Below are 13,908 nucleotides of genomic sequence, written 5' to 3' on the forward strand. Positions count from 1 at the left end.
GCCCGCGCCGGCCCGGTCCCGGTTCCGGTGGCGGCCGACGGCCGGGCTCGTGGCACTGCTGCTCGTCGCGGCGGGCACGGCAGCGGCCGTCCGGTGGGGCCACGGCGGCGGCGACGGCGATCCGCTCGCCGGCCGGCCCCGGGTCACCGACGGCCGGGCCGGCCTCTCCTACGGCGTCCCGGACGGCTGGCGGCACGACACGGCCGAGGACGGGCAGCTGATCGGCGCGTTCTCCTCGCGGATCAGCGAGGTCACCGCCGGGTCCGCCGAGACCGGCGGCACCGTGCTCGCGGGGCGCGCCGGACAGACCGTGCCCCGGGCCGGACTGGGCCGGGCGACGGAGTCCGCGGCCCGGTCCAACGCCGAGTTCTTCTTCCCGGACCGGCCCGCCACCCTGGCGGAGTCGCACGCCACCGTCCTGGACGGCCGGCCGGCGCACACGGCCGTCCTGCGGATCGACGGTGCCGACGGCCCCGCGCGGCTGCGGATGACGGTGGTGACGGTCGACGGCGAGCGCACCTCGTTCCTCCTCGGCATCACCACCGGCACGGCCGGCCCGGCGGCCGCCGGGGACGTCGAGGCGGTCCTCGACGGCGCCACGGTCGACTGACCCGGAGCGCCCTCAGGCCCCCGAGGCGAGCAACTGGTCGGAGAGCCGGTGCGCCTGCGCCAGCAGCGCGCCGTAGGTGGCGACCTCGTCGGGGTCGTCCGTCGTGGAGCGGACCAGGTCGCGGCGGAGCTCGGCGAGGGTGCCGCGCAGCTCCGCCACGGCCTCGCGCAGCTCGTCCTCGCACGCGTCGCCGAACCGGCTGTGGCTGTAGAGCCGCAGCGCGCGGGCGGTCCGGCACAGGAACTCCGCGTACCGCCGGGCGAGCCCGGGGTGCGGCCGGGCCGCCGGGCGGTCCTCGGCGGCGGCCTCCAGCACCGTCCGGGTCACCCCCGCGGTGTGCACGGCCGCGTAGTCCAGGACCACGAGCGCGTCGTCGTACTCCTTGCCGGGCGGCGCGACGACACCGGGACGGCGGCGGCGCAGATTGACGCGCAGGCTCTCCCGGCTCCACTCCACCGCCGAGCGGGCCTGCTCCACCAGCCGGCGCAGCCGCAGGGCGCGGTCGTGCCAGGCGGCGGCCTCCTCGGCGTCCCAGCGGTCCGAGGTCAGCCCGTCCGCCACGGCCCGCAGGATGTCGTGCGCCTCCTCGGTCGCGTCCCGCAGCACGGACCGGGTGTCGCGCAGATACAGCGGCGGCCGGACCAGCGCGTTGACCCCGATGCCGACCACCGCCCCGAACAGGGCCTCGGTGAGCCGGGCGGTGGAGGTGGCGACGCTGACCGGCCCGCCCGTCAGGACGAACAGGGCGCCCGTGGCCGCGTAGATGCCCTGGCTGCCCAGGCGCCGCCACTGGCCCAGCAGTATCGCCAGCGGCAGCACGATCGCCATCGCGGCCTCCGGACTGTCCAGCAGCAGCCCGACCGCGGTGGCCACGACCGTGCCGGCCGCGATCGCGCCGAGCTGCTGGAGGCCGCGCGTGATGGACCGGTAGACGGTCGACTCGACCAGCACCACCGCGACCCACGGCGCGACGAACGCCACCGGCGCCCGCAGCCACCAGCCCGCCACCGCCCAGGCCAGCCACGCGGCCAGCGCCGCCTTGCCCGCCTGCACGGCCATGTCCCGCTCCCGGCCGGGCCCCGTCCAGGCCCGCCGCGCCGCGCGCCCCGCGGCCGACAGGTCATGCCGTACCTTCTGCGCCTTCTGCCAGGTCAGTCGTATCCCACGCACGCCGACCCGGGTGCCACCTCCGGCGCCGGCCCATGCCCGCCTCCTTCGGTCAGTCAGGGCTCATGGAGCCGGGGCGCGGTGCCGCCGCGCCGCGCCGAGCGGTACGACGCCGGGGCGGGCGCGCGTCCGGCCGCTCACGGCGGCACCGCGCGGAGCGCTTTCAGCACCCCCCACACCACCGACACCAGGGGCACCGCCACGACGGCGCCGATCACCCCCGCGACGATGCTGCCCGCGATCACCGACACGGCCACGACCAGCGGGTGCAGCCGCACCGCCCAGCTCATCACCAGCGGGTGCAGCACATGCCCCTCCAACTGGCCGATCACCACGATCAGCACCAGCACCCCCGCCGCCGTCAGCGGCCCGCGCCCGGCGAGCGCGACGATGGTGGCGACCCCGAGCGCCACCGGTGAACCCACCAGCGGCACGAACGCCGCGAAGAACTCCAGCAGCGTCAGCGGCAGCGCGAGCGGCACCCGCAGCGCGAACAGGCCCACGCCCACGAGTGCGGCGTTGGCGGCGGCCACGATGATGATGCCGCGCGTGTACCCGGCGAAGGTCCGCCAGGCCGCCCGGCCCGCCCGGTCCCACGCGGACCGGGCACCGCTCGGCAGCAGCTGGTCCCGCGCCCAGCCCCACAGCCGCTCGCCCGAGTGCAGGAAGAAGACGGAGGCGAACAGCGCCAGCGCGCCGCCGGTGACCAGCTCCACCACCCGGCCCAGCTCGTCGACCGCGCTGCTGAGCAACGCCGCCCGGTGCGCCGAGAGGTAGTGCGTCACCTGCCCCTGCAAGCCGGAGAGGGCGCCCGGGCCGAGCCGGAACGGGGGCCGGCGCAGCCACTCCTCGATCCGGTGCACACCGCCGCGGAACTCGTCCCCCAGCCGGGCCGACTCACCCGCCACCGAGGTGCCCACCAGCGCGAGCAGGGCCAGCAGCGACAGCAGGCTGCCCACCAGCGCCACGGCCACGCTGAGCGGCCTCGGCAGAAACCGGGCGAGCAGATCGGTCAGCGGACGCAGCACGGACGTCACGACCAGTGCGAGGAACAGCGCGACGGCGATGAGCTGGAAGCTGCCGAGGACGCTGAACACGCCGTAGACGACGGCACCGACGAGGAGCAGCCGCCAGGAGTAGGCCGCGGCCACCCGCAGCCAGGGCACCGTCCGCTCGGCCGGCGGCGCGGGCGGTTCCGGGCGGGGCGGGACCGGAAGCCGCACGGCGTGCGCCGGGCGACTGCCCAGCACCGTGCTTCCCGACCGGCGCGGGCCGGGCCGGGAGCCCGTCCGCCGGCGCGCATCGCCCTCCACCGCTCCCGCCTCCTTCCCGGCCGGCCCGGGTGACGGCCGGTCACCTCCACAGCACGGTAAGCACACGGCGCCGTGGCGGCGCGTCCAACGCGCCCGCGCGCGGCCCCGGCGGAGCAGCGGGACGGCCTGCCGGTCCGGCGAAGCCGCGCGGTACCGGGACCGGCCGTGGCGACGGCACGGGACCCGGGGCCCGTGCGAGCGGCGGGTGCCCGTCAGCCGGGCCGGCCGGTGTCCGGTTCCGCGCGGCCCACCGGCAGCAGTTCCCGGATGTCCGCGGGCAGCGCCCCGGCCACCCGGTCGGTCAGCTCCGGGGCGAGGGCGGCGTCCAGCACCTCCAGCACCGCGGCGGCGTCCCGCAGGGCCGTGTCCTCGTCGGTGCCGGCCCGGGCGGCGACCCGCCCCACGAAGGCGGTCAGCCCGAACCGCTCGCCCGCGGTGCCCGGGTCCGTCCCGGCGGACGGCCCGGCCGCCTCCACCATGGCCGCCGCCATGTCCGGCGGGAGCTGCGCGGCCACGTGCCGGGCCAGCCCGGACGGCAGCCGTTCCGCCAGTGTGCTGACGACCGCGTGCGCGGCGCGCTCGGCCGTTTTCCGGTCGGGCAGCCGGGCCAGCGCCTGCACCTTCCCGATCATCTCGTCGTGCCGCATGAGACCGTCCCCTTCCGGACGATGTGCTCACGGCGCGCCCGTCCCGCGGGCGTCGCGCCGGTGGCCGGGTACCCCGCGTCCGCCCGCGGCTCACGACGGCACGGCTCCCGGCCCGGCCGCGTCGGGCCGCCCGTCACGGGGTACGTGTCCGCAGCGGGACATCGGCCGAGCGACGTGCGAGGTGCGCATGGCGGACGCGCGCGGCTGACCCACCGGACCGGGACCGCGCTGCTGCCGCGTCCGATGCAGACCCGCACCCGGCGCGGTTTCCGGATCGCGCAGGTCAAGGTGGAACGGCTGCCCGGCCGCGCCGACGACGCCGCGCGGGTGCTGTTGCAGTTGGAGGGGACCGCGGACCCGCACGCGCCGGCGTCGGAGCTGTTCCGGCACGACCGCGTGCCGGCCGTGGAGCTGACCAGCGCGTCGGACGACGAGTGACGGACGACGACCCCGTACGGCCGAGGGGACCCTACGGCCGAGGGGACGCCCGGTGACGGCGGAGGGCCCCCGACGGCGGCGGCCCTCCGCTCAGCCCTCGACCGTCCGCTGGGTGGACGTCCAGGCGTACTGGAGCCAGTCCGCCACGGTCAGCGCGCCGAGGCCGCCGCACAGCAGCCGGGTGAACCGGGGCGCCGCCGCGTACGAGCACACCAGCGCACCGGCGGCCCAGCCCGCGGTGCAGAACGGGCACGAGACCAGGTCGCCGACGGCCCGCCGGAGCCCGGTGCCGCGGGGTTCGTCCATGACCTCGCTCCCCTCTCCCTCGTCCGCGCGGTGCGTGAACGGGGCCCGGAGGAAGCTCGTGATCTTGTCCTTGGTCAGCAGCCGGGACGTCTTGTACGTCGCCGCGCCCAGCAGCGCCACGTCCCACGGGGGCACCTCCCGCGGCAGCCGTACCCCCCGGCGCCTGGCCACCAGCGCGAAGGTACCGGTGCCCGCCACGAACAGCGAGGCCAGGGCGGCGTATCCGCCCAGGGGCACGTCGCCCCGGTCGTCGTAGCGAACGGCGTCCGTAGTCATGGGTCCTCCCGACCTCCCCGGCGTGGGTCCGGCCCTCTTCCGGGCGCCGGACGAGTTCCCCCGTGCCCGGGGGCGACACACGCCCCGCTACCCCGCCCCACGACTCCCGTCCCGCGACCCCCGCCCCCACGACTCCCGTCCCGCGACCCCGCGGCGGGACGGGCCCGGCCTCGAGCGCGGCGGTCCGGACCTCGCCCGCGCAGGCCACCCGGACCTTGTGCGGGCCGGACCGGAGCGTTACGTTATTCATCGGACGGTGAATTACCGCGCGCCCGAAGGGCAGGACGGCGATGGAGAAGACCACGTGCTGTGTCGTGGGAGGCGGTCCCGCGGGTATGGTGCTCGCCCTGCTGCTGGCGCGTGCCGGCGTCGAGGTGACCGTGCTGGAGAAGCACGGCGACTTCCTGCGCGACTTCCGCGGTGACACGGTCCACCCGTCGACCCTTGCGCTGCTGGACGAACTGGGGCTGGCCGAGCGCTTCGCCCGGCTGCCGCAGCGCCGGGTGCGCACCCTCCGGCTGCCGGTGGGCGCCGGCCGCTCGGCGGTCACGGTGGCGGACCTCTCGGTCCTGCCCGGCCCCTACGACTACGTGGCGATGGTGCCCCAGTGGGACCTGCTGGACCTGCTGGCCGACGAGGCCCGGCGCGAGCCCTCCTTCCGGCTGCGGATGAACACGGAGGCGACCTCCTTCCTGATCGAGTCCGGACGGGTCACCGGGGTGCGCTACCGCACCGCCGACGGCCGCACCGGCGAGTTGCGGGCCCTCCTCACGGTGGCCTGCGACGGCCGGGGCTCGCTGGCCCGCTCCCGGCCGGAACTCGGGCTGCGCCGCTTCGCCTGCCCGATGGACGCCTGGTGGTTCCGTCTGCCGCGGCGCGCGGAGGACCCGTCCGGGCTGGTCGGCGGCGCCGGCGGCGGGCTCCTGAGCGCGATGATCGACCGCGGCGACTACTGGCAGTGCGCCGCGCTCATCCCCAAGGGCACCGACGCCGAGCGCCGCGCGGCCGGGCTGGACCGCTTCCGCGCCGACTTCGCCGCCGCCGCCCCCTGGATCGCCGCCCGCACGCCGGCCCTGCGCTCGTGGGACGACGTCAAGTTGCTGGACGTGCACCTGGACCGGCTGCGCCGCTGGCACCGCCCCGGTCTGCTCTGCATCGGCGACGCGGCGCACGCCATGTCCCCGGTCTTCGGGATCGGGATCAACCTCGCCGTGCAGGACGCCGTGGCCACCGCCCGCCACCTGGCCGGGCCGCTGCGCCGCGGGAGGGTCCGGCTGGGCGACGTACGCCGGGTGCAGCGCCGCCGCCGTCCCACCACGGTCGCCACCCAGGCGCTCCAGCGGACGGCGCATGCCCGGTTCATCGCGCCCGTGCTGCGCGGCCGGCCGCCCCTGGGCGGCGCGGAACGGGCCCGGCGCGTCGCGGGCCTGGTCGCCGGCTCGCCCTGGCTCCGCCGCCTGCCCGCGTACTTCTTCGCGTACGGCGCCCTGCGGGAACGGCCCCCCGGCGAGGCGGTCCGGCACCGGGCACCGGCGGACCGCCCGTGACCGCCGCACGGCGCCCGTGACCGCCGCACGGCGCCCGTGACAGCCGTACACGCGCCCGTGACGGCCGTACTGCGCCCGTGACCGTCGCGCCGGACCCGTCAACTTCCTTTCCGGTGAGCCCCGTTGTCCGAACACAGGGCTTCGTGTTCCACTACTCTCCTTCTTCCGCCACCATGGTCACCCGCTGCGCAGCGGGGGAGAAATCCACGGGGGATGCGTGTGTGATGAGCTGGGATTAGAGAGACTCCTCGACGAGGACGGCTTCTTCGCACGACTGCTCGGACGGTCACCGTCGGGCGCCGGCCGGGAAGCGCTGTACGAGCCCGACCTCCCCGTGGTGCTGCTCACCGGGGGCCCGGGCATGGGCAAGGGGCGGCTGCTGCGCGCGGTTCGGGACCGCTTCGCCGCCAAGGTGCCGGTGATCTACCTGGACTGCGGCTCGTCGGTCTACGCGGACCGGGCCGAACCGGAACCGGGCGCCCGCTCGGCCGCGACCGAGGTCCTGGCCGAGACCGCCCGGCGGCTGTCCACCTGGCAGGGGACGGGCGGCTCCTTCACCTTCCCCCGGCTCTTCGCGGGCCTCGCGGTGATCGCCACCCAGGTCGCCGAGGGCACCCCCGACGCGGTCACGGCGGAGGTCCAGCGGTACGAGGAACTGCTCCAGCGGCAGCGCCTGCGGGGCCTCGGTACGGGCGACTTCTGGCGCGGCGCGCTCCGCGGGGCCATGCGCAACCTGCTGACGACCCTGTCCGTGCGGACCCTCGACCCGTACGCGGCCTCCGTGAGCACCGCGCTGGTGGACGCCCTCTTCGACGGACTGGCGCCCCGGGGCCGCACGGAGCTGGCACGGATCTACGGGGCGTACCCCGGCGCCGCCGGCCAGCCCGACCACGGGCTGCGTGACCTCGCCGCCGACTTCCGGGCCGGCGGCGAGGAGCGCGAACTGGCCGAGAGCTTCCTCTTCCGGGCGCTGCGCGAGGACCTGGAGGCGGCGTACGCGGGGACCGTCGGCTGGCTGCGCCGGGTCGGCCGCCCGGCGGTGCTGCTGGACCGCGCCGAGACGCCCCTCGGGGAGCAGCTGCTGCGCGCCGTGCTCACCGACCGCCGGGGCGGCCGGCGCGACCGCGTGGTGGTCGTGGGCACGGCCCGCCGGGCGGACGGCGGCGCCTTCCTGTACGGCGGCCTGCCGCCCCGGGAGCTGCCGCCCCCGGCGGAGTTCCGGCCCGCCGACGGGGTGCCGCCCACGTGGTCCCGGCGTGCCGGCTCCGGGACGGAGCGGGCGCCGCTGGCCGACGGGGTGCTCCTGCTGCGGATGCCGCTGCTCACCGCCGACCAGGTGCGGCTGGAGACCGAGCGCCGACAGCGGCGCGCCGAGCCGGAAGGGGGCACGAGCCGCCGCCGCGTCGACGCCGCCGTGGCCCGGCTGAGCGGCGGACGGCCGCACATGGTGATCCGGCTGGCCGCCGCGTCCGCCGGCTTCCGGATGCCGGCGGACGCCAACGACCGGGACATCCTGGACGCCCCGCTGCGCCTCCCGGACGACGGCGCCGCCGAGCGGCCCGTGGCGGACGTCCTGCTCCGGGAGCTGATCCTGGAGCAGTTGCCGGTACGGCTGCCGGCCGAACACCACGACCAGTGGCTCGATCTGCTCACCCACCTGTCCGTGGCGCACGACAAGGACTGCGCGGACGTCCTGCTCCGCCACCACCAGGCGGGCCGGGTCCACCGGCTGACGGCCCATCATGTCGCGGAGCTGCTCGCCGACACCGGCTGGCCCGGCTGCGAACGGCACTTCATCGGCGACTTCGGCCTGCGCCAGCTGCTGGTGCACCGGCTGTACGGGCTGTCCGCCGACGGCGCCGCCTGGTACGCCGATCACCACCTGCTGCGCGACCACTACACCGCGCGCGCGGCGGACGGGGCGGCGCCCGGCGGCACGGCGTTCCGCTCGGTCACGGCGCACCGGCTCAACCACCACCTGGTCTCCGGCGGCGCCGACGACGTGGCCCGCCACCTGGCCGGCACGCTGCCCGGCCGTCCCCAGGAGTGGTGCGCGGAACTGCTGGAGATCGCCCAGGCGCCGTATCCGGGCGGTGCGGACACCCGCCGGGAGCGCGCCCAGGGCCTGGTGGCCGTCGACGGACCGGCGCTGCGCCGCACGGTCGACCAGCTGCTGCACGCGGTCTGGCTGTGCGAGGAACGGACCAGGCCGACCGGCCGGGAGACGGCCCGCACGCTGGCCAAGCTGCTGGACCTCCTGTCGATCATGGAGTTCGAGGGCGCCGGGCAGCTCGGCAGGACGGCCACCGACTGGAGCGCACTGGCGGAGCACGACCAGCCGTTGCTGCGCTGCGCCTGCACCGACCAGCTCGCGCGGAGGAGATGACGGGATGCCCAGGTGGAAGAAGTTCCTCTACGCGCTGCTGGCCACGGCGGTCGTGGTGACGGGGAGCTGGTTCGGCTGGTCCGTCCTGCACCGCCCGGACACCTGCGCCGAGGGCGTCGAGCGGATCGGCGGCGAGTGCGTCGGCGTCGACGGGACGGGCTACGACTTCGGTACGAAGGGAATCGAGGACGTGGTCCGCGCCATCGCGCGGGAGAACGAGCGGATCGAGAAGCTGCCCCATGTGACGGTGGCGATGATGATGCCGCTCCAGACGGACCGGCCGGCGCTGCGGGGGCAGATCCGCAGCGACCTCACGGGCGCGTACCTGGGACAGCTGAAGGCCAACGAGGGGGAGGGGGAGCCGCCGAAGATACGGCTGGTGCTGGCCAACCCGGGGCGGGACTACGGGCACCAGTCGGCGGTCGTGGACACCCTGCTGCGGATGGCCGACTCCTCCGAGGACCGGCTGCGCGCCGTCACCGGTTTCAACCTCAGCCTCGACGCCACGGAGGAGGCCGTCAGACGCCTGACGGAACACGAGGTGCCGGTGCTGGGCTCCCGGATCACCGGGGACCGGATCGCGAACGTGGACGGGCCGGACGGGATGGCGAAACCGGCCTTCCCCGGCCTGGCCCGGATCATACCCACCAACTACGAGGTGGCCCAGGCACTGGCCGGCTTCAACGGCGAACGGGGCCGGGAGGACCGCAGGACGGTGCTGGTCCACGACACCCGCCGGGACAGCTACGACGAGTCGCTGGCGAAGGCCTTCGACCGGATCGAGGAGAGCGGGCCGGCCGGTCCCGCCGCGATGCCCTTCACCTCCCCGGCGATCGACGAGGTGGGCTCCACCGGCAACCAGTTCACCCAGATCGCCAACAACATCTGCGACACCGAGGCCGACACCGTCTACTTCGCCGGCCGCGCCCTGCACCTGCGGCTCTTCGCGCTCAAGCTCGCCGAGGTGGGCTGCGGACACCGGCACTACACCATCATCAGCGGCTCCGACGCCGCCTCGCTGCGGCAGAACATGTCGGAGAAGGACTGGCGGCGGCTGCGCGGCACGGACGGCGAGGCGAAGGTGACGGTGCAGTACGCCGCCCCCGCGCACCCGGACGCCTGGAGCACCGAACTGGCCGCCTGGAGGAAGCGGTGGGAACGGACCCACGGCCGCGAGCCCGCCGGGCACGAGGAGCCCCAGTACCTCGCCGAACCCGACCGGTCCCTGGCGGAACTGAAGAGGCTGATCGCCGACACGGGCCGCACCGGGCTCGCCTCCCCGCCGAACCTGGAGGACTCCCGGACGATGCTCGTGTACGACGGCATGCTCACCATCGGCACGGCACTGCACCAGGTGCAGAGCGGCGGCGCCGACCAGGTGCCCGGCCTGGAGGACGTCGGCAGGGAGTGGTCACGGCTCCAGTCCCGGCACCGGGTGCGGGGCACGAGCGGCCTGATCTGCCTGACCAGCGGCGGAAACCCGTACGACAAGCCGGTCGCGGTCGTCGAGCTGGATCCCGGCCGTGCGGCCGGGGGAAGGGTGAAGTTCGTCGGCCTCGGCTGGCCCACCGGCCGGGCCCAGCCGAAGAACTGCGTCATCCCCAGCCGCACTCCCTGACCGGCACCCGGCGACGCGGAGGGGCGGGCCGTACCGTCCCGTGCCGACCGGCCGCATGGGTCAGGTCACATATGACCTGGTTCGCACTCCCTCCCGGGCGCCCCGGCGGCCGGGCTACCGTGGCGTGGCCCCCCGCACCCCTTCGCCCCCGCACCCCCGTACCCCTTCGCCCCTCGGACGGCCCGGCTGTGCTCACTGATCTGTCCCCCCTGATAGCCGCGACGGCACGCTGGCTGACGGTCGCCTACCCGGCCGGCGGCGGCGCGCTGGCCGCCGCGCTGTGCGACGCACAGGCACGGCAGGCGGTCACCGTCGCCGCCCGGCTGCGCTACCCCACCGAGATCGACGCGGGCCTGGTCACCCTGGCCGGACCCGGAGGCGCGGCCCGCCTCGACTGGATGACCGGCGCCGAACCGGCCGACGGCCACCCGCCCGAGGAGTGGGCGTGGCGCACCTGGGTGGACGAGGTCGTCGCGAGCTGGGCCGCCGCGCTGCTCACCGACCCCCGCCTGGCCGTCCTCGCCGTCGCCGCGCTCACCGGCGGCGAGCACCCCGCGGCCCCGCCGGCCGAGTACCGCCGGCTGCTCGACCCCGACGCGGGCGACCGCCGCGCCGCGGCCCTGCTCCGCCACCCCGACCTGCTGGCCCCCGTGGCCGCACTCCACCGGGACCAGCTCCTGGACCGCCTCGCCCCCGGACGGTCCCTCGCGGCCTGAGCCGGACCGGGAGACGACCACCCGGAGCCGGACCGGCCGCGGTGTCGTACACCGCCCGCGCGGGTACCGCGGAGCGCACGCGGCGGGCCCCGCCCGGGGAGGAGGGCGCCCGCCCCGGGGAAAGGCCCGGTCATGACCTTCAAGAATCCCGTGGACCGCGGCGGCGCGCGCCGCGGCCGGTTCGAGCAGTTCGCCGAGTACGCCTCGAACTTCACCAGCTCGCCGGTGTTCTTCCTGTTCTGCCTGCTGCTCGTCGGCTTCTTCGCCGCCGCCCACGTCGTCCGCCTGCCCCTGGAGCTGCTGCTGCTCGCGGGCGAGTCCATGACGGCGGTCACCCTGCTGCTCCTGGCCCTGCTGAAGAACGCCGAGATGCGCGCCGAGCACGCCGTCCAGCGCAAGCTCGACGCCATCGCCGCCGCCCTGCTGGAGGCGCACCGGGAGAACCGCAGCGAAGCCTTCGAGGAGTTGCGCAAAGCGATCCGGATGGAGGAAGAGACCTGAGACGGACCGGTGAAACGCCGTGGCGGTTCTTCACGGCACCCCCGCGGGCGACGACCATGCCGTGGCATGGACATCCTGCTCGTCGCCAGCGCGTTCAACAGCCTCTCCCAGCGGCTGTACGCCGAACTGTCGGACCTCGGACACCGGGTCGACGTGGTCCTCGCCGCACACGGCCCCGACCCGGTCCGCTCCGCCGTGGCCGAGCTGCGCCCGGACCTGATCGTCGCGCCGATGCTCAGGACCGCCCTGCCCGAGGACGTGTGGCGGGAGCACACCTGTCTGATCGTCCACCCCGGCCCCCCGGGCGACCGCGGTCCGTCCTCGCTGGACTGGGCGGTCTCCGGCCGGGCGGCGCGGTGGGGCGTGACCGTCCTGGAGGCCGAGGCGGTGATGGACGCGGGCCCGATCTGGGCGGCCGAGCCGTTCCCGGTCCCGCCCGTCGGCAAGAGCGACCTCTACCGCAACGAGACCTCCGACGCCGCCGTCACCGCCGTGCTGACGGCCGTACGGCGCTACGCCGAAGGCTCCTGCAAACCGCTGCCGCAGACCGACGACTCGGTCACGGTCGTCCGGCGCGACCCCTACCGGCAGCAGCGGCGCCGCATCGACTGGGAGCGGGACGACACCGAGACGGTCCTCGGCAAGCTGCGCGCCGCCGACTCCCAGCCCGGCGTCCTGGACGAGCTCCTCGGCCGCGAGGTGTTCCTGCACGGCGGACACCCCGAGGACCGGCTCCGCGGCCGTCCCGGCGAGCTGCTGGCCCAGCGGGCGGGCGCCGTCTGCCGGGCCACCCGGGACGGCGCGGTGTGGATCCCCGAACTGCGCCCCCGCAGGAACTCCGGCGACCCCGCGCCCTTCCGCCGCCCGGCCGCCTCGGTGCTCGCCGCGTACCGGCCCGGCCCGGACCTCCCGGAGGACCCCGCCCCGCTGGAACTCCCGCCCGGCCGGCGCACCTGGACCGACATCCGCTACCGGCAGCACGGCGCCGTCGGCCACCTCGGCTTCTCCTTCCCGGGCGGCGCGATGGACACCGACCAGTGCCGCCGGCTGCTCGCCGCCTACCGGGAGGCGCTCACCCGCCCCACCCGCGTCCTCGTCCTCGGCGGCCCCCGCGACTTCTTCTCCAACGGCATCCACCTGGGCGTCGTCGAGGCGGCCCCCGACCCCGCCCGGGAGTCCTGGGCCAACCTCAACGCCATGGACGACCTCGTGGAGGCCGTACTGCGCACCACGGACCGGCTGGTGGTGGCCGCGCTCGCCGGCAACGCCGCGGCCGGCGGCGCCATGCTGGCCCTCGCCGCCGACGAGGTCTGGTGCCGCACCGGCGTCGTCCTCAACCCGCACTACCGGCGCATGGGCCTGTACGGCTCCGAGTTCTGGACGTACACCCTGCCGCGCCGCGCCGGCCCCGGCGAGGCCCGCCGGCTGACGACCGAGGCGCTGCCGGTCAGCGCCGCGACCGCCGCCCGGCTCGGCCTGGTGGACCGGCTGGTGCCGGCCGCGCCCGGGCGGTTCCCGGCCGAGGTGGAGCGGCTGGCGGCCGGGCTCGCCGCCGCCGGGGACCTGGACCGGCGGATCGCCGCGAAGGAGGCCGCCCGCGCCGCCGACGAGCGGGACCGCCCCCTCGCCGCCCACCGGGAGGACGAACTGGCCCGCATGCACGCCGTCTTCTTCGACCCCGCCGCCCCCTACCACGCCCTGCGCTCGGCCTTCGTCCGCAAGACGCCGGGCGGCTCGCCCCGGCCTCTCGCCCCGGCCGCCGGGGACCCGCGGTGACGCCGCGCCTGCTGGTGGCCGGCGTCGGCAACATCTTCCTCGCCGACGACGCCTTCGGCCCCGAGGTGATCCGCGCCCTTGAGCACCGCCCCCTGCCCCCGGAGGTCCGGGTGCGCGACTACGGCATCCGCGGCCTGGACCTCGCCTACGACCTGCTCTCCGGCCCCGCCACCGCCGTCCTGGTCGACGCGGCCCCGCGCGGGCACCGCCCCGGCACCCTCACCCTGATCGAGGCCGAACCCCCCGACGGCACCGTCCCGCCCGAGGCCCACGGCATGGACCCGGCCAAGGTGCTGGCCCTGGCCACGCACCTGGGCGACGAACCGCTGCCCAGGGTGCTCGTCCTCGCCTGCGAACCCGGTGTCCTGCCCGGTGACGACGACCTGCTGCCCGGACTGAGCGCCCCGGTGCGGGACGCCGTCGGCCGGGCCGTGGACGCGCTCCACACCATCGTCCCCGCCCTCCTCGCCGACCCCGCCGGGCCCCTGCCCCCGTTGGGCCGCCCGGTGGAATCCCGGACCCCGCGACCGGCTGCGCTGCCCGCCGTCGCACCCGGCGGAGCCGAAGATCGGTGAGTCCCCGGACCGCACCGGATGCGGCCCGGACC

12 protein-coding genes and 1 pseudogene are annotated in these 13,908 nt (G+C 76.3%); 9 read left to right on the forward strand and 4 right to left on the reverse strand.

Annotated elements, in window-relative coordinates; genetic code table 11:
- Positions 1–610, forward strand: a pseudogene (locus tag IF37_RS39510) (hypothetical protein); the annotation flags it as partial.
- Positions 611–622: 12 nt separating this feature from the next.
- On the opposite strand, the gene IF37_RS0119175 reads toward IF37_RS39510, so the two are convergent.
- The 3 genes from IF37_RS0119175 to IF37_RS0119185 all read right to left on the reverse strand — a co-directional run bounded on the left by IF37_RS0119175 (position 623) and on the right by IF37_RS0119185 (position 3,737).
- Positions 623–1,669: an aromatic acid exporter family protein gene (locus tag IF37_RS0119175; RefSeq protein ID WP_106981805.1), complete on the reverse strand. Its 1,047-nt coding sequence runs from the start codon at positions 1,667–1,669 to the stop codon at positions 623–625.
- A 245-nt stretch (positions 1,670–1,914) separates the two neighbouring features.
- Entirely contained in the window at positions 1,915–3,000 is a 1,086-nt protein-coding gene (locus tag IF37_RS0119180; protein WP_253915803.1) for an AI-2E family transporter, read from the reverse strand.
- A gap of 302 nt (positions 3,001–3,302) precedes the next feature.
- Positions 3,303–3,737, reverse strand: coding sequence for a DUF2267 domain-containing protein (locus IF37_RS0119185; protein ID WP_030743896.1), 435 nt, complete (start codon positions 3,735–3,737; stop codon positions 3,303–3,305).
- Between the two features lie 174 nt (positions 3,738–3,911).
- Between IF37_RS0119185 and IF37_RS39515 the strand changes: the two genes are divergently transcribed.
- A complete protein-coding gene (locus IF37_RS39515; RefSeq protein ID WP_052845242.1) occupies positions 3,912–4,175 on the forward strand; it encodes a hypothetical protein in 264 nt (87 codons plus the stop codon).
- A gap of 90 nt (positions 4,176–4,265) precedes the next feature.
- Here the strand turns inward: IF37_RS39515 and IF37_RS0119195 are convergent, their stop codons facing one another.
- Positions 4,266–4,757, reverse strand: a complete 492-nt coding sequence (locus IF37_RS0119195) for a DUF1360 domain-containing protein (protein WP_030743901.1) — start codon at positions 4,755–4,757, stop codon at positions 4,266–4,268.
- Positions 4,758–5,047: 290 nt separating this feature from the next.
- Here IF37_RS0119195 and IF37_RS0119200 point away from each other — a divergent pair, with 290 nt between their 5' ends.
- From IF37_RS0119200 to IF37_RS0119230, 7 genes are all read left to right on the forward strand, one after another.
- Positions 5,048–6,304, forward strand: coding sequence for an FAD-dependent oxidoreductase (locus tag IF37_RS0119200; RefSeq protein WP_030743904.1), 1,257 nt, complete (start codon positions 5,048–5,050; stop codon positions 6,302–6,304).
- 217 nt (positions 6,305–6,521) lie between these two features.
- On the forward strand, positions 6,522–8,690 hold the full coding sequence (locus IF37_RS0119205) for an ATP-binding protein (RefSeq protein ID WP_030743906.1): 2,169 nt from the start codon (positions 6,522–6,524) through the stop codon (positions 8,688–8,690).
- Between the two features lie 4 nt (positions 8,691–8,694).
- Positions 8,695–10,308 carry a hypothetical protein gene (locus tag IF37_RS0119210; RefSeq protein WP_037856758.1) on the forward strand — a complete coding sequence of 538 codons (1,614 nt, stop codon included), beginning with the start codon at positions 8,695–8,697 and terminating at the stop codon, positions 10,306–10,308.
- 188 nt (positions 10,309–10,496) lie between these two features.
- Positions 10,497–11,024, forward strand: a complete 528-nt coding sequence (locus IF37_RS0119215; RefSeq protein ID WP_030743910.1) for a hypothetical protein — start codon at positions 10,497–10,499, stop codon at positions 11,022–11,024.
- 132 nt (positions 11,025–11,156) lie between these two features.
- A complete protein-coding gene (locus IF37_RS0119220; protein ID WP_030743913.1) occupies positions 11,157–11,525 on the forward strand; it encodes a hypothetical protein in 369 nt (122 codons plus the stop codon).
- 66 nt (positions 11,526–11,591) lie between these two features.
- Positions 11,592–13,301, forward strand: a complete 1,710-nt coding sequence (locus tag IF37_RS0119225; protein ID WP_030743916.1) for a hydrogenase maturation protein — start codon at positions 11,592–11,594, stop codon at positions 13,299–13,301.
- The gene (locus tag IF37_RS0119230; protein WP_030743919.1) at positions 13,298–13,876 is read left to right on the forward strand and encodes a hydrogenase maturation protease; all 579 of its coding nucleotides are present in this window, start codon (positions 13,298–13,300) and stop codon (positions 13,874–13,876) included. The genes IF37_RS0119225 and IF37_RS0119230 overlap by 4 nt, the downstream gene beginning before the upstream one ends.
- Positions 13,877–13,908: the final 32 nt, after the last annotated feature.

Source organism: Streptomyces sp. NRRL S-31, from assembly GCF_000718775.1.
Lineage (GTDB): Bacteria > Actinomycetota > Actinomycetes > Streptomycetales > Streptomycetaceae > Streptomyces.

Coding starts and splice junctions, on each gene's coding strand:
- IF37_RS0119175 (WP_106981805.1), bottom strand. CDS start 1,669: ATGGCCGTGCAGGCGGGCAAGGCGGCGCTGGCCGCGTGGCTGGCCTGG.
- IF37_RS0119210 (WP_037856758.1), top strand. CDS start 8,695: ATGCCCAGGTGGAAGAAGTTCCTCTACGCGCTGCTGGCCACGGCGGTC.
- IF37_RS0119200 (WP_030743904.1), top strand. CDS start 5,048: ATGGAGAAGACCACGTGCTGTGTCGTGGGAGGCGGTCCCGCGGGTATG.
- IF37_RS0119195 (WP_030743901.1), bottom strand. CDS start 4,757: ATGACTACGGACGCCGTTCGCTACGACGACCGGGGCGACGTGCCCCTG.
- IF37_RS0119185 (WP_030743896.1), bottom strand. CDS start 3,737: ATGCGGCACGACGAGATGATCGGGAAGGTGCAGGCGCTGGCCCGGCTG.
- IF37_RS0119220 (WP_030743913.1), top strand. CDS start 11,157: ATGACCTTCAAGAATCCCGTGGACCGCGGCGGCGCGCGCCGCGGCCGG.
- IF37_RS0119225 (WP_030743916.1), top strand. CDS start 11,592: ATGGACATCCTGCTCGTCGCCAGCGCGTTCAACAGCCTCTCCCAGCGG.